Consider the following 17940-nt stretch of genomic DNA (forward strand, 5'->3'; position numbering starts at 1 on the left):
AGCACGACATCTCGGGAAAAACTGGGACAGAGCCTGAGTTTTCGGCATAATTTCCGACCTCTGAGCCCACCCGATTCTGCCGCAGCGCGGGGAACCCACTCTTCCCCGCGCGGAATTTAAACGGCTCTCAAGGTCAGACTGTCAGTCCTGCAAATCCGACGCACCAAGATGGCCACCAGTCCATCGCTGTTGCTCAACCGCGCAAGGAATGTGAGGGGGATCACCGCCCGTCGGACGGTGTATTGGCCCATTGTCCTTAGCCGGGATTGGCATGAACCCGTCATATGCCATCCGCTGACCTGGCGAATGTGCATCGCAGAGGTGGTCATCAGTTCGAAACCCGCAGGTGTCCTGATCAATCCCAAAACAGATGTGATCGAAATTCAGCCAGACAAAATCAGCCCCCAGCATGGCAATCGTCCTCCGTAAAATAGACGTTGATGTTCAATCGCGTTTAACGGCCAAATCGGGCCGTGATTGAAATCTATCCTAGCTTTCGCTAGCGTTAACGTTGAGTTTTCGTGGAGTTTGATCGCAACGCACGGCGCAACGAAAGGCGCGATACCGTGAAACGCTGGCAATTTATCGAAGAAGACAGGACGCTGATTTGCGGATCGGAGGTGATTGGAATCACTCCGAAAGCCGCGGCTGTGCTGGGTCATCTGGCCGCCCGTAAGGACAAGATCGTCCCGCGGGAGGAGCTGATCGACGCCGTTTGGCCGGGGTTACACGTGACCCCGGATCTGGTGCGGGAATACATTTTTGACCTGCGTGCAGCCTTGGGAGATGACGCAAAATCCCCCCGTTATATCGAAACGGTCCGTGGAAAAGGCTTTCGCCTGATCGGTGACATCGTCCCAACGACCCGCCGGGATATGGTGCCCCACGAGGCCAGCAAAGGCGAAATTCGCCCAATGATCGCAGTGCTCCGCCCGGACTGTTACGATACTGCGCCCCAATGGCAGGGCTTCATGGATGGCGTGGCCGAGGACATCACCATTATGCTGACCCGCGCGCGGGAGATCGCGGTCGTATCGCGCCATTCAAGCTTTGCCATCGATACGGGCCAAGATCTCAGGGATGTGGCTACGCATCTCGGTGCTGGCTACCTGCTGGTCAGCTCAATCGCCGTTTTTGATGATACGGCTCGTATCGTGTTCCAACTCGTTGATGGCCGGACCGGGGGCTACATCTGGTCCCACCGTTCCGATGACCCGATCGGCGCACTACTGCCCCTTGGTGATAAGATCGTGGGTCAGGTCGCCAATGCGCTTGTCGGTTGGCAGGGGGAGGTCCACCGCGCCGAATTCCGGATGATCGCTGGGCGCGACGATGCCAGCCTCAATGGCTACCAGCATTTCGTGCGCGCCTGCGACCCCAACTTACAGCGCGATGCGAACGGGCTGCGCAAGTCCCTGCAGCACCTGGACCAATGCTTGGCGCGTCAGCCGGATCTAGTCAGCGCTTGGGTCATGACATGCGTGGTATGCCATTGCCTGAGTACGATGTCCGGTTTCCAAGATCAGGCTCTGCTGAAGAAGTACGACCGCGCCGTGGAAAAGGCGTTCACGCTGGATCCAAACGACGTATACATCCTTTATATCCTCGCCTTGAAATCCGCGCGGAGCGGTGATCAAGTGACCGCGCACAGCCTGATCCGGCGGGCTATGGACCAGCATTCCCCAGATGCCCGCAGTTTTCTTGCCATATCTGCACTCTGCATCCTAATCGACTGGAACCCCGACGCGGCCCTCGAAGCGCTCGACAACGGGTTGTCTCGCATCACGCTGCCCGCTGGGTGGCACCGGATGTTTGAGGCGCGGTTGGCCTTCTTTCTGGGTGACTATAGCCGGGCCGTCGACGCCTCCATGGCAGGCAGAGATCATGTTACCGCGCTGGTCTTTCGATGCCTGTCGCAAGCAATGTCGGATGATCTTGACGCCGCATCGCAGACCTTGGCAACGCTGCGCGGCCATGATGCGGCGTTTGATTTTCGCAGCTATGCCAACAACTTACCAATCGCACACCCTGAAGCGCTGGCGCGATACTATCAGGCAGTGGCCCGGGTCACACGGCTGGATGACACCACACCGCACGCGGTTCTGGCCGAATGCACGAAATGGGCCGCACAATAGGGTCTGAGATCTGATTGACCCCACCGTCGGGCTGGGGTCTTTACGGTCCATGACCTCTCCCTCCCCTGACGCGCCCGGCCTGCTGAACTGGCTCTTGATCCTGTTTCTTGGTGTGATCTGGGGGGCCGCCTTTCTGAGTGTCAGCTTTGCCCTGGACGGGTTCGGCCCCTGGACCGTTGCTGCGGGGCGCGTTCTTTTGGGCGCAACCGTTCTGGCGGCCATCGGAACCGCCTTTGGCCAAGGGTTGGCCAAGGTGGGATCGGGCCGGGCCTGGCTTTACTGCGCGATGATTGGTTGGGGGGCCGTGGCGATGCCCTTTGGATTGCTGGCCTGGGGGCAACAGCATGTGGCCTCTGCCTTTGCCGGGGTCGCGATGGGATGTGTACCGTTGCTCGTCTTGCCACTGGTCGCGATCTTTTCACCAGAGGAAGGGATCGGGCCGCGGCGGATCATTGGGCTGATACTGGGTTTTGTCGGCTTGCTGATCCTGGTCGGCCCCGCCGCGTTCCAGCGCAGTGGCGCGTCACTGGAGCTTTGGGGACAGCTGGCCTGTATCGGTGCCGCGGGCTGCTATGCCATCGGTTCGGTTCTGACCCGACGCGCGCCACAGATGCCCCCGCTGGCCTTTGCCTCCGGAACCTTGGTCATGGCGGCGGCCTTGCTGGTGCCGCTGGCGCTCTGGCAGGAAGGGCTACCCGCCGACTGGCCAGCCACACCGCTCAGCGCACTCATTTATGCCGCCTTGTTTCCCACGGCGCTGGCCTCTGTCATTCGGGTGCGCGTGATCACAACGGCCGGATCGCTGTTCATGTCGCTGACCAGCTATATGGTGCCGGTCTGGTCGGTGATCTTTGGCATCACCTTGCGGGGCGAGGCGCTTAGCCCAAGCCTGTTCCTTGCATTGGCCCTGATCCTTGCCGGGATCGCCGTCAGCCAAAGCCGTGCCCTGATCGCATTTCTGCGCCGCTAGCCAAAACAGGCGACACTCCCTAAAGTCAGGAGAAATACGGGAGCACGCGTGATGGGACTGGACTACCTTTTGACCTCAATGGTCGTGATTGTGCTGCCGGGAACCGGCGTTCTTTACACACTTGCCATTGGGCTGGGGAAAGGTTTCAGGCCAAGCATCGCAGCGGCATTCGGTTGCACGCTCGGCATTCTGCCAGCCGCCTTGGCGAGCATCGTGGGATTGGCCGCTCTGCTGCACACCAGCGCGCTGGCCTTTCAGGTGCTCAAATATCTGGGCGTCGCCTACCTGTTTTACATGGCGTGGACCATCCTGCGCGACGGCGGTGCGCTTGACGTGAGAGAGGATCGCACGCCCCAAAGCGCCTTCCGGATCGCGCTGAACGGCATGTTGCTGAATGTGCTCAACCCCAAACTCTCACTGTTCTTTCTGGCCTTCCTGCCGCAGTTCATGTCTGCCGATGCGGCGGGGGCCACGCAGTCACTTATCCTGCTGGCCGCTGTTTTCATGGCGCTGACCTTTATCGTGTTCGTCGGCTACGGGGCCTGCGCCGCCCTTGCGCGGGATTACGTGATCACGCGCCCCCGGATCATGGCGTGGATCAAACGCGCCTTTGCCGGCACATTCGGCCTCTTGGGTGTGCGATTGGCCCTGGCTGACCGGTGATTAAGCCAGCCGCAACCGGAACAGACCATAGATCAACATCAGGCCAGTGATCGCACCCGCCACGACATAAGGAAGGCGCAAGGCCATGTCGCGGCCCAGATCCGGTTCCCCCCAGGCCACCAGCCAACCGCCGATCAACGCACCAAGGGGCATCGTGCCCCAGCCGAAGAACCGATAGATGCTGTTCACCCGGCCCAGAAGGTCATCGGGGATCAATCGCTGTCGGTAAGAGACGGTCACGACGTTCCACAACAAGGCTGCGAGCATTTCAAGAAACAGCGCGAATGCGACGACCACGGGGGTCGCAGTGACGGCGATCATAAAGAAATGGACCGTCGACACGCCCATCGCCACAAACAGGCTAAGGCGTCGGCCCAGCCGCGTTGCAATGGCCGGGCTAACCAATCCGCCTATGACACCGCCCAAGGCGCCCGCGGTCATTAACAGGCCATATCCCGCAGCGGACAGGCCCAGGATCTCCTGCGAATACAGAATCAGGATCGTCGTGGCCATGATCGCGGCAAAGTTGAAAAGCCCCAGCATGATCGCCAATTGCAGGATTGTCTTATGAGCCCAGACCCAGCGCGCGCCCTCGACCGTTTCCACCCAAAGGCTGCGACGGGCGGGTGCAATCCGCGGGGGCATTGCGATGCACCAGATCATCCAGGCCGCCAGGCCAAAGGTCAGGGCATCGACGGCAAAGGGCGCAGGCACGGCAAAGGCGATCAGCAGCCCTGCCAGGGGTGGCCCGACGAAGGACCCCATGATCTGTTCAATGCTCCAGATCTGGCCATTGGCCTTTTCGAGTTGCGCTTTTTCAACAACCGACGGCAACGCGGTCTGGGCGGCATTGTCCCGCAAGACCTCCGCCGTGCCCAGCAGAAAGGCCAAGGCAGACAGGGCAAGAATATAAAGGGCCGCGTCGCTTTCAGGCGGGAAAGACGGCACCGACAGGATCAGCGCGATAACCGCACCCGTCAGCAATAGCCGAAACAGATCTGCCCGCATCATCAGCATCTTGCGGTCAACGCGGTCGGTGATGACCCCGGCCGGGATGGCGAACAGCAACCAGGGCAACCGGGTGGCAAATGCCACCAAGGCGATCAGACCCGGGTCGCGGGTGATGAGCGTTGCGAGCCACGGGAAGGCCAGGGCCGAAATCCCGTCACCCAGGTTCGAGATGGCAGAGGCCGAGAAAAGCAGCCGGTAATTGCGGTTTGAGGCAAGCAACATATCCCAACGGGAGGTCAGGTCAGCGCGGATGTCAATTGCGATCAGGAGGCGGTTGCCGCCCGCGCCTCCGCCTGATCCACGGACAGAACGTAAAGCGCCATCAGCAAGGCCATCACGGCAGATACCAGCAAAACCCCGAACAGCAGGAAGATACCATGGCCCTCCACCAGAACCGCCCCCGCGATCGAGTTCAACATGGCCCCGCCTCCCACCATCATGGCCCCGGACAGGCCAGCCGCACTGCCCGCCAGCTTGGGCCGGACGGCCAGCGCGCCCGCGCTGGTGCTGGGCATGGACAGCCCGTTGCCCAGACCGACAAAGATAACCGATCCAAACATCACAAAAACGGTGACATATCCCATCAGCATCAGGATCAGCCCCGTGGCCAGCCCAAACACGGCGACCGTGCGCCCGATCAGGATCATGCGGATCAATGGCATCCGCGCCGCGTAACGCCCCGACAGGAAGCTACCGACCAAAAAACCCAGGGGCGTGGCCCCCATGCACAAGCCAAGCATGGCGGGAGTGAGGTCAAACTCCGTCGTGGCCACAAGCGGTGCACCGCCAAGAAAAGCAAAGAACACCCCGACCGAAAACATCATGCACAGCGAATATCCCCAAAACCGGCGGGACCGGAACAGATCAGGATAGGCCTGGAACTGTTTGACGAATGTCTCGGACTTGGTGGCATTGGTCTCCCCCAGATCCCACCAGCACAGGGCAAGCAAGGCCGCACCCACCCCGGTAAAGAGCCAGAAATTGGCGCGCCAGCCGAACAATTCATCCAGGGCACCCCCGACCATCGGGGACAAAAGCGGGGCCAGCGCCATCGCCATGGAGACATATCCCATTCGGCTGGCCGCCTCTTGCGGGGGAAACATGTCCTGGATCACGGCGCGCGACAGAGCCGATCCGACGATGATCGCCCCTTGCAAGATGCGGAACGCCAGAAACACGCGGATATCCGTCGCCAAGGCGCACCCGACCGAGGCCAGCGCGAAGAACGCGATGCCCACCAGAATGACAGGCCGCCGCCCAAACCGGTCCGATAGCGGCCCGAGGATCAGCTGCAACACCGCGGTAATCGCCAGATAGCCCGAGATGGAGGCATTCACGACCGCATAATCCACGTCAAACGTCACCGCCATGCCCGCCAGCGACGGCAGGTACATGTTCAACGACATCAGCGACACGCCCGTCAGCACGACAAGCGTCACCATACGCGGTGGAGAAGGGGCGGGCGGATGCACGCGAGGCCTCGATGTTTGGGGTAGATCAAGCGGGTCGAGTTGATCGGCTCCGCCACCGGAAGGCAAGCGGAAAGAGGTCAGACAGCGCCCCGCCGTCTTTGATGAAGCTGCCGCAGGACGAGGTCGAGCGGTTCCACCATCCCTAGCATGCGGGCGAGGTCGTCGGTCGGTGCGACGGCCAGGTCTGCGGCCTGCCACAATGCGGCTGCATGTTCGGGAAAGCAGGCGGTCGTCGCCTTGGCACAGGGATAGATATTGCTGGAATAGGCGTTCAGATCCACCATGATCGCCTCGAACATCGCCCGGGTAATCCGTTTGGCCAACCACTGACAGATCTTCCGGCGGATCTGGGGATCACCGGATTGCTCAAAGGGATCCCGCCAGCGATCCAACCATTTGGGCGCAGCTTTCAGATGCGCGACCGCATGGTTCCCCAACACAGGCTCCGGCACACCGGCCACCACATCTGGCCTCCGGATGCTGCACCCTGAAAACCCAAGGGCAAATTGCAGCCACGGGCCCCGTTGGCCATGGGAAAACTCCGCCTGCGTCAGGGTAACTGTTTCCGCCCCGACCGTAATGTCCCGGTCCACTGCCAGATCCAAAGGCACCGCCCCCAAATCCTCGTGCAACAGCGCGACCAGATCGATGTCAGAGACGCCGATCACTGCCGTTCCCCTGGCGACAGATCCACGCGCAGCGACGGCATGTAAATTGGCACCGTGATAATCCGCCAACAGGCCCGCCAGATCAGCGACGCTATCCCGCCAAGGCTGCGTCAATGGTCAGCCCAATCGCGGCAATCGACCCTGCGCATCCGCCGGAACAAGCCGCCCGATCGGCCGCAGCATCAGATGACCAGGCTAGATCGCGGCCTCAACTGCGGCCACCACATCGCCCACAACCTGGGTCAACACCGTTTCATCCTCGCATTCGGCCATGACACGGATCAACGGCTCCGTCCCCGACTTTCGGATCAACAGGCGGCCATGGCCGTTCAACCGGCCCTCTGCCATGGCGATAGCGGATTGCACAGGCGCCGCCCCCAGCGGATCGGCCCCAGCCCCATAGCGCACATTCTGCAACAGTTGCGGACAACGCTCGAACTGGCGCGCCAGGATAGACGCCGCCTGCCCCGTCTCAGACATGGCAGCCAGGAATTGCAGACCCGCCACCAGACCGTCGCCGGTTGTGGCATAATCCGTCATAACGATATGTCCCGATTGCTCTCCACCCAGATTGAACCCCCCGGCGCGCATCCGCTCCACGACATATCGGTCCCCAACGGGGGTGCGTTCCAGGCGTAATCCGTGGCCTTCCAGAAACCGTTCCAGACCCAAGTTGCTCATGACGGTCGCCACCAGGGCCCCGCCGGTCAGTCGCCCGGCCTCGGCCCAACGCATGGCAAACAGCGCCATGATCTGATCCCCGTCTGCCACCGCACCGGTCTCGTCCAGGATCATCACGCGGTCCGCATCGCCGTCCAGGCAAATGCCCACATCGGCGCCATGGGCCACCACCGCCTCGGCCGCGGTCTGCACATGGGTGGAGCCGCATTTGTCGTTGATATTGTGGCCATTGGGCGACGTCCCCAGCGGGATGACCTCCGCCCCCAACTCCCACAGCACGTCCGGCGCCGTCTTGTAGGCAGCCCCGTTCGCGCAATCGACAACAACCTTTAGCCCTGTCAGGCGACGGCTGGCCGGAAAGGTCGATTTCGCCCGTTCGACATAGCGATGCCGCCCATCATCAATCCGCTTGGCCCGCCCGATCTGGGGCGCATCGGCCAGTTCGACACCGGACGCCACCAGCGCCTCGATCTCGGCCTCGGCCTCATCGCTTAACTTAAAGCCGTCCGGGCCAAAGAACTTGATGCCATTGTCCGGCGCAGGATTGTGGGATGCCGAAATCATGATCCCCAGATCGGCCCGCATGGACCGGGTCAGATAGCCCACTGCCGGTGTGGGAACGGGCCCCAAAAAAAGCACATTCATACCGGTCGAGGTCAATCCGGCCGTCAATGCCGTCTCAAACATATACCCCGACAGCCGTGTGTCCTTGCCAATCACCACCCGATTGCCATTGCTGCCGCCGGTGTTGAAATAACGCCCCGCAGCAGCACCAAGGCGCAAGGCCATCTCAGCTGTCATCGGGTGGGTATTGGCGCGTCCCCGCACGCCATCAGTACCAAAAAGAGTCCTGCTCATGTCTCCGCCTCCGGTTTGCTCCGGTTATCAGGTCAACGCCGACCATAGCGACACTGCCTGTTTGGTGGCAATTGTATCATGAACACGCAAGATCTGCACCCCTTGCGCCACGGCATGCAAGGCCGTCGCGATGGAACCTGGCGCACGGTCAGCAGGATCCGGCGCATTGCCCAGCTTTCCGATGAACCCCTTGCGGGATGCCCCCAACAGGATCGGGCAGCCCAGGCCGTGAAACAGGCTCAACCCGCGCAGCAGCGCAAGGTTGTGCTCCAGCGTCTTGCCAAACCCGATCCCGGGATCGACGGCGATCCGGTGGCGCGGGATCCCCGCGGCCGCGGCAACGGCGATCCGCGCAGCCAGATGGTCATACACATCCAACAAGACATCATCGTAGCTGGGGCGATCCTGCATGGTCTGCGGCGTGCCTTGGGCATGCATCAGGATCACCGGCGCCTGCACCCGGGCCGCGACACCTGCCAGTTCCGGATCGAACGTCAATCCCGAGACATCGTTGACGATCTGCGCCCCTGCGGCCAAGGCCGCGGTGGCAACGCCCGCCTTGCGCGTGTCAATCGAGATCGGCAGATCCAGCCCGGTGGCGCGAATGGCTGCGATCACCGGCGCGGTCCGCTCGATCTCCACTGCCACCTCAATGGTTTCGGCGCCCGGGCGGGTGCTTTCCCCCCCGATATCCAGGATATCACAGCTACTTGCGATGGATCGCGCCTGGGCATTGGTAGCCTCCGGCGCATCAAATCGGCCCCCATCCGAAAAACTGTCGGGCGTCACATTCAGGATGCCCATCAATCGCGGTCGTTCAAAGGACAGGCCGCAAAACGGGGGCCGATCCGCTGTCAAACGCCTCAAAATGTCCCGAGGCATATCCTCCGCCCGAATGACAATGGGGGCAGCGTCCCGGCGCAGATGCTCGACATGGCTGAACCGCACCGCACCGCCCGCCAAGGCGTGGCCCAGCGCTTGCTCACCCAATAACGGGATCGGTCGATAATAATCGCTCACAGGGCCAGCTGATCCGCCAGCGCGACCGCTTCGCCACCTTCAACAGCCGTCTCCCCCAGCATCAGAACCCGGCACGCATCCACCACTTCGGCAAACCATAACGCCAGCGCCGTGGCATCCTGGGATGCCGTATCCGGGCGCTCGACCGCATCCAGCACCATTTTCGAAGGGGCCCAAACGGTCATCTGACCATTCTCCATCGCCCAATCGATCTCCGTGCGCGTCGACACGACGACGCAACGCGGATCCCGTCCCGCCAGCACCCAGGCATTCTGTTCTATCGCCAGAAGGGCAATGCGGCGTCGGGCCGGTGTGATCGCCGCCGGGGGAAGCTCCAGATCATGGGATACGACCGTCAGGATCACGGGCCGCCCCAGGCGTTCGATCTGGTCCAGCCAGCCGGGCAACCGGGTATCGTCGATGGCCGCCTGCGCCAAATGGACAACGATGGGCGCAGGCCGATCCACCGCGACCCGTGCCGCCATCTGCCGGTCCCGCGTGATATCCACGCCCAGCGCAAAGGGGCCGCGATCCAGCTTCTCGATCCGGATATGCACCCGGCGCGCCCGCGGTTCAGGCAGCAAAAGATCGGCAATCCGTTCCGCAAGGGTCTCAAGAAGGTTCAGCCGTTCTGCCGCGAGCGCCGCATCAATGGCCTGGGTGATGGTGTCATAGCTCAGGATCCGGTCGACATCATCCAATACCGGCTCGTCCGAACGGGCGACCTCGACCTCCACATTCAATCGGATCCGCTGTGTGGTGCCCCGTTCCGCCTGAAACGCGCCGATCTCGACCTCCAAGACATAATCCCGCACGGAAATGCGGTCACGGATACGGTCAGCGGGCAGCACGGTATTCATGCCCATGATGTGTCATAGGACCATCACGGGCGCCAGTGGGATAGCGCCATGCCGACGGTCATTCGCGGCATGACATCCCCATCATGTGTTTAGAAATATCCCCGCCGGAGGCACAAAATATCATCGTTCCCAAATTTACTGCCCGAACAATCCCGTCAGGGCCCGCTTGACCAAACCCGTCACTGACGGTCGGTTGGCGGCGGAAAACGGCAGGGGTCGACAGACTTCCAACGCCGCAACACCAACCCGTGCGGTCAACGCCCCATTGACGATCCCTTCGCCAAACCGGCGGGACAGTTTCGACAGAACCCCGCCGCCCGCAATCGAACCGATCATGTCATCGCCGACGGCGACCGCCCCGGTGGCCACCAGATGGGTCAGGACCGTGCGCGTCAAACGCCAGTTGCCCAAGGTGCCGCCGCGACCGCCGTATAGCTCGGCAATCCGGCGGATCATGCGCAAATTCGCCGTCAACGCGGTCACGACATCCGCAAGCGCCAGCGGAACAATCGCTGTGACCAGGGCCACCTGACGGGAGGCCGCCTCGATCTCCCGCAAAGCCGCGCGGTCAATGGGGCCTAGCAATTCGGTCTCCGCCAGCTCCAGTAAGGCATCCGCATCAAACACATCGCCGCGCCGCTCGGCGAAACGCTCCCGATTCCATGTCAGGTCCTGGCGATCCGCGTAGAGCGTCTCCAACTGATCCGTCACGTGCCGGGCAGCAGGAAGATCCCGCCCTGCCAGGGCTTGCATTGCCGCAGCCTGGATCTCGTCCAGCCGACGCAGCCGAAACAACGCCGCCGCCTCGCGGCCTGCAAGCCCCAAAAGCGTGACCAAAACGACCCCGATCAACGCCAGCACACCGTAGCCCAGCACCGGGTTGCGCTCCAACATCGCGGTCGCAAAATCCCAGGCCGCGATCGCCAGCATGACCCCGATCAGCCCGGTGAGCGCCGCCCAAAAATACCGCGCCAAACGCGAGGGGCGCCGGGCCGCCAGTGTGGCCAGCGTTTGCATCGCCTGTCCCCGGGGCACCGGTACGGCATCGGGTACGGGGGGGGCCTGGGCCGGGCTGGGCGACGCATCATCCCCCTCCAGATCCAACAGGATCGGGCCGGATCGGGCCCGATCAGTCTCAGGCTCATCTGCGCCGCGCAGCACCGGGTCGGATGGTGCATCGCCTGTTTCAAACAGAACCGGGCCGCTTGGTGGTTTGCTCATCGGGCCATCCCCTTGCTCACAGCCGGTCACCGATCAGAAATTCGGCCGCCTGATCCAACCGGATGTGGGGCGGCCCTTCGCCGGGTTTCAGGCTCACCGGCGCCGGAGCAAACCGCATCACCTGATAATCCGCATCCAGCCAACCTTGCGCCCCGTCGCGAGCGGGTGCCAACAGGCGCGCGGGATCGTCGGGCAGATCACCGGGGTAAAATGCCGCCTGCTTGCCACTGTCCAACAGCGTCCCGCGCACGACATCGATCTGGTGACCGTTATGGGCGCGCGTCTCCTCTGTTGTGGCGCGCAAGGCGGCCAGCGCCATCGCCTTGGTCTTGGCACCCGCGAAATCGGCCTTGTCCCGGGCTTCCCGCAGCAACGCTTCGGCAATCGCGGTCAACTGGCCGTGCTGGGCGTGGTGCAGGTGGTCGGCCTTGGTGGCGGCAAAAAGGATCTTCTCCACCCGCTTGCCCAGCAAAAGCGAGGTCAGCCAGGCATTCCGCCCCGGTCGAAACGCCGACAGGATATCCGCCATTGTGCGCCGCAAATCCTCCAACGCGGCAGGCCCCGCATGGATCGCACCCAGTACATCGACCAAAACCACCTGCCGGTCGATCCGGCTGAAATGGTCGCGAAAAAACGGTTTCACCACCTCGCGCTTATAGGCCTCAAAGCGCCGCGCCATCTCCCGCGCCAGGGATCCGCGCGGCGATCCGGATTTCGGCAGCGGCGCAAAGGTCAGAACAGGCGATCCGGCAAGGTCGCCGGGCAACAGGAACCGCCCCGGTGTGCAATCGGAAAACCCCGCAGCCCGGGCCGCCTGCAGATAGGCGGTATAGGCATCGGCCAAACGGCGCGCAGTGGGCTCCTCCAGGGCCGCGGTGGCATCCGTCCCCTCGATAAGCGCCAGATATTCGGCGGCGGCCGGTCGCTCCTTTGCGCGGCGCAGCGCCTCCACGGACCAGGCCGCATAATCGGTATCGAGCAGCGCCAGATCCAGCAGCCACTCCCCCGGATAATCCACGATATCCAGATGGACGGTGCGAATGCCCGACAACGCGCCCAGCATCCCCTGGGGCTGCACCCGCAGCGACAATCGCAATTCCGAAATGCTGCGCGTGCTGTCCGGCCAATGGGGGGTGGGCCCGGTCAAGGCCGCCAGGTGGGATTCGTATTCGAACCGCGGCAAGGTATCGTCAGGCTGGGGCTGCAAAAACGCGGTGCGAATGCTGCCGCGCGCCGCAGCCGACAGGCCAGGCATGCGCCCGCGATCCATCAGGTTGGCAATCAACGCGGTGATGAACACCGTCTTTCCCGCGCGGCTTAGGCCGGTCACACCCAACCGGATGGTGGGATCAACGAACGGGCTTGTCAGCGTATCCGTGACGGCACCGATGCCGCGGCCGACCCCGTCGGCAATCTGTCCCAGAACCACGTGTGCGCCTCTTACCTTCTTTGGATCTCTACATAGGCCCAGCAGCACACAGTGCCTAGAGCTTGCGGGATTTACTTCTGTCCCCGCGTATTGTTCCCTCGGCCCGGAAACGGAGGATGATCCATGGATATCCAGGTCTGGCTCACATTCGTCGCAGCCTCGGCAGCACTGCTCTTGATCCCGGGGCCTACGGTTTTGCTGGTTCTCAGCTATGCGCTCAGCCAGGGGCGCAACGTCGCCGTGGCGACGGCAGCCGGGGTGGCGGTCGGGGATTTCATCGCCATGACAGCCTCCCTTGCGGGTCTGGGTGCGCTTGTCTTGACCTCAGCCACGCTGTTCACCGTCATCAAATGGATCGGCGCAGCCTACCTGATCTGGATGGGGATCAAACTGTTCCGCAGTGCCAGCGACCCCCGGCTGGGCAGCCTGTCCGGCGCGGGCCCGGCGCGCGGCGTGTTTGCCCATGCGGCGGCGGTAACGGCGCTGAACCCCAAATCCATCGTGTTCTTCATCGCCTTCGTGCCGCAATTTCTGGATCCAGCCAGCCCCTTGATGCCGCAATTCATCATCTTGATCGGTACATTCGTGGGCCTCGCCACCGTGAACGCGCTCGTCTACGCGCTGCTGGCCGACCGGATGCGCACGGCTATCGGGCGGCCCGGCATCCTGACCTGGCTGACCCGGGCAGGCGGCGGCGCGCTGGTCGCGATGGGCCTTGCCACCGCCGTGATGCGCCGCGGCACCGCCTGAGCGTTGCACGCCGGTCCGGCCCGGGCTAAAGCGCGCCATGCCCCGCTATGCGCTCAAGATCGAATATGATGGTGGCCCGTTCCGGGGCTGGCAACGGCAGGCTGCCCTGCCCACGGTCCAGGGCGCGGTCGAGGATGCATTGCGCAAGTTGGACACCAACCATCCCGGCATCGGTGCTGCGGGCCGCACCGATACGGGTGTGCATGCCACCGGCCAGGTCGCCCATTGCGACATGGCGCGCGACTGGGATCCGTTTCGACTGGGCGAAGCCCTGAACCATCATCTGAAACCTGTGCCCGTTGCTATCCTGGCCGTTTCCGCTGTGCCAGATGACTGGCATGCCCGGTTCGGGGCGACCGAACGGCGCTACCTCTTTCGCCTGATCTGCCGTCGCGCGCCAACCACCCACGAGGCCGGGCTGGTCTGGCAGGTCAATCACATGCTGGATCCAGACCGCATGGCCCAGGCTGCGCAGCACTTGGTGGGGCAGCATGATTTCACGACCTTCCGCGCCTCCGAATGCCAGGCGGCCTCCCCGGTCAAGACGCTGGATGAGGCACAGGTGACCGCCCATGCCATCCCCCATGGACAGGAAGTGCGCTTTACCTTTCGCGCCCGCAGTTTCCTGCACAACCAGGTGCGCAGCATGGTCGGCACGCTGGAGCGCGTGGGCGCCGGGGCCTGGCAGCCAGACGATGTTGCCCGCGTCCTGGCCGCTCGGGACCGCGCGCAATGCGGCCCGGTCTGCCCGCCCCAGGGCCTGTACCTGACCGGTGTCACCTACCCCGAAGACCCGTTTCCCATGCCCTGATCGCCACCGGCGGTTGTAACCCCAGGGCCCAACAGTTAGCCAAGTCGGGCCACTGCCGGAAAGCACCTCCATGTTCGTCTACCGATTGCTTTTGACCTTGGCCGCCCCCTTGGTGCTGGCGCGGTTCGGCTGGGACAGGCTGCGCGGGCGCACCACCCCGTCAGACATCGCAGAGCGTTTGGGGGCCGGTCCAGACAGGCCGGAGGGCCCGGTGATCTGGCTGCACAGCGCATCGGTCGGGGAGTTGAACGCCGCCCGGCCCCTTATCGACGCCCTGCTGACCCGCGCGCCCGAGGTTTCGCTCGCCATCACCTGCAACACGCCGACAGGCCGTCAAACCGTGCAGGACTGGGGCCTTGACCGCATCACGGTCCAGCTCGCCCCGCTGGACTACCGCTGGGCACTGCACCGCCACATGACACGTCTCAAACCCATAGCGCTTATCATCCTCGAAAACGAGATCTGGCCAAACCGGATCACCGCACTGGCCCGCCGGGACAAACCCGTCGCTGTAATCGCAGCACGGCTATCAGCCCGCAGTCAGGCCAGATGGCAGCACCTCGGCGCCTTGGCTCGGCACATCATGCGGAATATCGCGTTTCTGTCCGCCCAGGATCCGGGCTCACAGGACCGGTTCGCGCAGCTTGGCCTCCCGTCCGACCGGGTGGGGCCAAAACTGGTGCTCAAGGCGCTGGTGCGATTGCCGCCGCCTCACGCCCAAACCCTCACCGACTATGCCACCATCCTGCCGCGCGCAGAGACCGTCCTGGCCGCATCAACCCATGCCGGGGAAGAGGCGCAGATCCTTGATGCCTTCACCATCGCCCGAAAGCCGCGCCCGGACCTGCGCCTGATCCTCGCGCCGCGTCACCCCCAGCGATCGGCCGAGATCCAGTCGCTGATCGCGGCGACCGGCATCCCCTACCGCGTCCGCTCCCAAGGCGAAGACCCGGATGCCGCAACCACGATCTATCTCGCTGACACGCTGGGGGAAATGTCGCTGTGGTATCACCTGGCCGGAGCAACCTTTGTGGGTGGATCGCTGGTCGATAAAGGCGGGCACACGCCCTTTGAACCCGCATTTCTGGGATCAGCCATCCTGCATGGGCCCTATCTGTCGAATTTCGCGGCGGAATATGCGGCCCTGAAGGCCGGCGGCGGCGCGATCCAGGTCAGCGATGCCCAGGCCCTCGGCCACGCGCTCGGCAGCTTGAGCCCCGATGACAGGGCCACCCTGACGCAAAAGGCGACCGACACGCTCGGCCCCGGTGACATCGCACAGCTTGACCGGGTGATCGACGGGCTGGCAGCCCTGCCCGGCCTCTCATGTCTCAGCAGTACACCGAAAGGCAGATGATGTTCAGCAAAGACGCGTTGCAAACGGCCACGGCCTTTGTCCACACCCGGATGACGCCAACACCGCAATATGCCTGGCCGACTCTGCAGGCCCGCACCGGGGCACAGGTCTGGGTCAAGCACGAAAATCACACGCCCACCGGAGCTTTCAAGGTGCGCGGCGCGCTGACCTTCATGGATTGGCTCGTGCGCACCCAACCCAAGACACCCGGCATCGTCACGGCCACCCGGGGCAATCACGGCCAGGGGCAGGCCATGGCCGCCACCGCCAATGGCCTGCGCGCCCTGGTCTATGTCCCCCTCGGCAACTCGGTTGAGAAAAACGCGGCCATGCGGGCTTTTGGCGCAGAGCTCATCGAATTTGGAGATGATTTCGACGCGGCCCGCGAAGAAGCGTTTCGCGTGGCCGCCGCCGAAGGGTTGACCATCGTGCCACCGTTCCATCCCGAGCTGGTCCGGGGCGTGGCAACCTATGGGTTCGAATTGCTGACCGCTGTGCCGGACCTCGACACCATCTATGTGCCCATCGGCTGTGGCTCGGGCATCTGCGGTGTGATTGCGGCCCGCGATGCGCTGGGGCTGGCGACCAATGTTGTCGGCGTGGTGGCCGATGGCGCGCAAACGGCGATGCTGTCGGCCCAGTCCGGTCGGCTGATCGAAACCGAAACGGCATACACCTTTGCCGATGGCATGGCCGTGCGCGTACCCGTGGCGGAAGCCTTCGAAATCTATGCAAAAGGGGCCGAACGTTTTGTCAGCGTCAGCGATGACGCCATCGCAGAGGCCGTCCGCATCTACTATACCGACACCCACAATCTGGCCGAAGGCGCCGGAGCCGCCCCCCTTGCCGCACTGATGCAGGACAAAGATCGCATGGCCGGGCGCAAGGTTGGCGTCATCCTGTGCGGCGGCAATATCGATACCGGCTGGATGCAGACGATACTGGCCGGTGATACACCTGTGATATGACCCTTGGGGTAGAATGCTGGAAATCGGGCCATAACACTTCATAGTATTGCCCCAATCCGTTGCTAGCGCGCAGGAATGATCGCAACACCGATGCCATATGATCCCCTTTTTGCGGTCAAACGGTTCAACCGGGATACGCTGGTCCTGGGCGGTCTGCTGGTCCTGTTCCTCGCAGGTTCGGTCGGGTTGTTCCTCGCCACCGGGTGGGAGCAGACGCTGCGAGAGTTGGGCAAGCTCACCGCGCTGCAAGTCCTGGGGCTGCTGTCGCTTTCGATGATCAACTACCTGTCGCGTGGTCTGCGCTGGCACATGTTTGCCCGGTGCCTGGGCCTGCCGACCTCTGTCTGGCAGGACATCCGGCATTTCCTGGGCGGGTTCGCCATGACTGTCACCCCAGGCCGGGTCGGTGAATTGGTCCGCCTGCGCTGGTTGCGGCGCGAAACCGGCTGGCCCTTTGAACGAACCGCGCCTCTGGTCCTGGTCGACCGTGCCGCCGATCTGGCCGCCATGGCCGCAATCCTGGGCGTCGCACTGGCGCTCTCTGCCGGTGGTATGACAGGGGCCGTGCCGGTGGTGATATTCGCCTTTGCCGCGGCCTATATCGTCACGCGCCCGGTCTTGCTGGCCCGCTGTGTGACGCTGTTTTATCAGGTCATCGGGCGATGGCCGCGCCTTTTCGGGCGGATCCGGCTGGCCGCGCGGTCGCTGCACCGGTTTTCCCATCCCGGCATCCTGGGCGGTGCCATGGCGCTGGGTCTGGCCGGATGGCTCGCCGAAGGCTGGGCGCTTTATCTGCTGCTGATGTGGATGGGCGTCGATATCGGCTTTTTCACCGCTGTCGCGATCTTTGTGTTTTCGACCCTGGCCGGTGGCTTGACCGGCGCGCCAGGTGGTGTTGGCGGGGCCGAGGTGACAATGGTTGCATTGCTTGGCTTGCAGGGCATCCCGCTCGAAGTCGCTGCTGCGGCTACCGCGGTTGTGCGACTGACCACCCTGTGGTTTGCCATTGCCATTGGTTTATGTGTGTTCCCGTTGGCGGAACGCATCTCAATTCAGGAGAAATGAC

At 63.2% G+C, this 17940-nt stretch carries 16 protein-coding genes; 8 read left to right on the forward strand and 8 right to left on the reverse strand.

Translation table 11 applies throughout. The features are described from left to right. The first annotated feature begins 566 nt into the window (after nt 1–566). The 3 genes from IU397_RS11380 to IU397_RS11390 are packed head-to-tail and all read left to right on the forward strand — an operon-like array spanning nt 567 to nt 3768. Entirely contained in the window at nt 567–2135 is a 1569-nt protein-coding gene (locus IU397_RS11380; RefSeq protein ID WP_204413594.1) for a winged helix-turn-helix domain-containing protein, read from the forward strand. Between the two features lie 49 nt (nt 2136–2184). Further along, complete coding sequence (locus tag IU397_RS11385) at nt 2185–3105, forward strand: DMT family transporter (protein WP_204413596.1); 921 nt, start codon at nt 2185–2187, stop codon at nt 3103–3105. 51 nt (nt 3106–3156) lie between these two features. After that, the gene (locus tag IU397_RS11390; protein ID WP_204413597.1) at nt 3157–3768 is read left to right on the forward strand and encodes a LysE family translocator; all 612 of its coding nucleotides are present in this window, start codon (nt 3157–3159) and stop codon (nt 3766–3768) included. On the opposite strand, the gene IU397_RS11395 is transcribed toward IU397_RS11390, so the two are convergent. The 8 genes from IU397_RS11395 to IU397_RS11430 all read right to left on the reverse strand — a co-directional run bounded on the left by IU397_RS11395 (nt 3769) and on the right by IU397_RS11430 (nt 12988). Next, entirely contained in the window at nt 3769–5001 is a 1233-nt protein-coding gene (locus IU397_RS11395; protein WP_204413598.1) for an MFS transporter, read from the reverse strand. It lies immediately after the preceding gene. Nucleotides 5002–5042: 41 nt separating this feature from the next. Beyond that, the gene (locus tag IU397_RS11400; protein WP_370541663.1) at nt 5043–6251 is read right to left on the reverse strand and encodes a multidrug effflux MFS transporter; all 1209 of its coding nucleotides are present in this window, start codon (nt 6249–6251) and stop codon (nt 5043–5045) included. A gap of 77 nt (nt 6252–6328) precedes the next feature. Beyond that, on the reverse strand, nt 6329–7033 hold the full coding sequence (locus IU397_RS11405) for a hypothetical protein (protein WP_204413599.1): 705 nt from the start codon (nt 7031–7033) through the stop codon (nt 6329–6331). 81 nt (nt 7034–7114) lie between these two features. Next, entirely contained in the window at nt 7115–8458 is a 1344-nt protein-coding gene (glmM, locus tag IU397_RS11410) for a phosphoglucosamine mutase (protein ID WP_204413600.1), read from the reverse strand. Nucleotides 8459–8485: 27 nt separating this feature from the next. Further along, entirely contained in the window at nt 8486–9478 is a 993-nt protein-coding gene (gene folP, locus IU397_RS11415) for a dihydropteroate synthase (RefSeq protein ID WP_370541664.1), read from the reverse strand. Continuing rightward, nucleotides 9475–10344: a dihydroneopterin aldolase gene (locus IU397_RS11420; RefSeq protein ID WP_204413602.1), complete on the reverse strand. Its 870-nt coding sequence runs from the start codon at nt 10342–10344 to the stop codon at nt 9475–9477. The genes folP and IU397_RS11420 overlap by 4 nt, the downstream gene beginning before the upstream one ends. A gap of 129 nt (nt 10345–10473) precedes the next feature. Then, nucleotides 10474–11559: a YcjF family protein gene (locus IU397_RS11425; protein WP_204413603.1), complete on the reverse strand. Its 1086-nt coding sequence runs from the start codon at nt 11557–11559 to the stop codon at nt 10474–10476. Between the two features lie 16 nt (nt 11560–11575). Then, nucleotides 11576–12988: a YcjX family protein gene (locus tag IU397_RS11430; RefSeq protein ID WP_204413604.1), complete on the reverse strand. Its 1413-nt coding sequence runs from the start codon at nt 12986–12988 to the stop codon at nt 11576–11578. 123 nt (nt 12989–13111) lie between these two features. Here IU397_RS11430 and IU397_RS11435 point away from each other — a divergent pair, with 123 nt between their 5' ends. The 5 genes from IU397_RS11435 (at nt 13112) to IU397_RS11455 (ending at nt 17939) form a co-directional block, all read left to right on the forward strand. Then, the gene (locus IU397_RS11435; protein WP_204413605.1) at nt 13112–13738 is read left to right on the forward strand and encodes a LysE family translocator; all 627 of its coding nucleotides are present in this window, start codon (nt 13112–13114) and stop codon (nt 13736–13738) included. A gap of 37 nt (nt 13739–13775) precedes the next feature. After that, nucleotides 13776–14549, forward strand: coding sequence for a tRNA pseudouridine(38-40) synthase TruA (gene truA / locus IU397_RS11440; protein WP_204413606.1), 774 nt, complete (start codon nt 13776–13778; stop codon nt 14547–14549). Between the two features lie 70 nt (nt 14550–14619). Then, nucleotides 14620–15906 (forward strand): 3-deoxy-D-manno-octulosonic acid transferase, encoded by a 1287-nt coding sequence (locus tag IU397_RS11445; protein ID WP_204413607.1) that lies wholly within the window; start codon nt 14620–14622, stop codon nt 15904–15906. Continuing rightward, nucleotides 15903–16874 (forward strand): threonine dehydratase, encoded by a 972-nt coding sequence (locus IU397_RS11450; protein WP_204413608.1) that lies wholly within the window; start codon nt 15903–15905, stop codon nt 16872–16874. The genes IU397_RS11445 and IU397_RS11450 overlap by 4 nt, the downstream gene beginning before the upstream one ends. A gap of 90 nt (nt 16875–16964) precedes the next feature. Next, nucleotides 16965–17939, forward strand: coding sequence for a lysylphosphatidylglycerol synthase transmembrane domain-containing protein (locus tag IU397_RS11455; protein WP_204413611.1), 975 nt, complete (start codon nt 16965–16967; stop codon nt 17937–17939). The last annotated feature ends 1 nt before the right edge of the window (nt 17940 follow it).

This window comes from Actibacterium sp. 188UL27-1, assembly GCF_016901225.1.
Classification (GTDB): domain Bacteria; phylum Pseudomonadota; class Alphaproteobacteria; order Rhodobacterales; family Rhodobacteraceae; genus 188UL27-1.

What these genes read in the sequence shown, in the direction of transcription:
- IU397_RS11385 (WP_204413596.1), top strand. Translation starts at nt 2,185, where the DNA reads ATGACCTCTCCCTCCCCTGACGCGCCCGGCCTGCTGAACTGGCTCTTG.
- IU397_RS11390 (WP_204413597.1), top strand. Translation starts at nt 3,157, where the DNA reads ATGGGACTGGACTACCTTTTGACCTCAATGGTCGTGATTGTGCTGCCG.
- IU397_RS11395 (WP_204413598.1), bottom strand. Translation starts at nt 5,001, where the DNA reads ATGTTGCTTGCCTCAAACCGCAATTACCGGCTGCTTTTCTCGGCCTCT.
- glmM (WP_204413600.1), bottom strand. Translation starts at nt 8,458, where the DNA reads ATGAGCAGGACTCTTTTTGGTACTGATGGCGTGCGGGGACGCGCCAAT.
- IU397_RS11420 (WP_204413602.1), bottom strand. Translation starts at nt 10,344, where the DNA reads ATGGGCATGAATACCGTGCTGCCCGCTGACCGTATCCGTGACCGCATT.
- IU397_RS11425 (WP_204413603.1), bottom strand. Translation starts at nt 11,559, where the DNA reads ATGAGCAAACCACCAAGCGGCCCGGTTCTGTTTGAAACAGGCGATGCA.
- IU397_RS11435 (WP_204413605.1), top strand. Translation starts at nt 13,112, where the DNA reads ATGGATATCCAGGTCTGGCTCACATTCGTCGCAGCCTCGGCAGCACTG.
- truA (WP_204413606.1), top strand. Translation starts at nt 13,776, where the DNA reads ATGCCCCGCTATGCGCTCAAGATCGAATATGATGGTGGCCCGTTCCGG.
- IU397_RS11445 (WP_204413607.1), top strand. Translation starts at nt 14,620, where the DNA reads ATGTTCGTCTACCGATTGCTTTTGACCTTGGCCGCCCCCTTGGTGCTG.
- IU397_RS11450 (WP_204413608.1), top strand. Translation starts at nt 15,903, where the DNA reads ATGATGTTCAGCAAAGACGCGTTGCAAACGGCCACGGCCTTTGTCCAC.
- IU397_RS11455 (WP_204413611.1), top strand. Translation starts at nt 16,965, where the DNA reads ATGCCATATGATCCCCTTTTTGCGGTCAAACGGTTCAACCGGGATACG.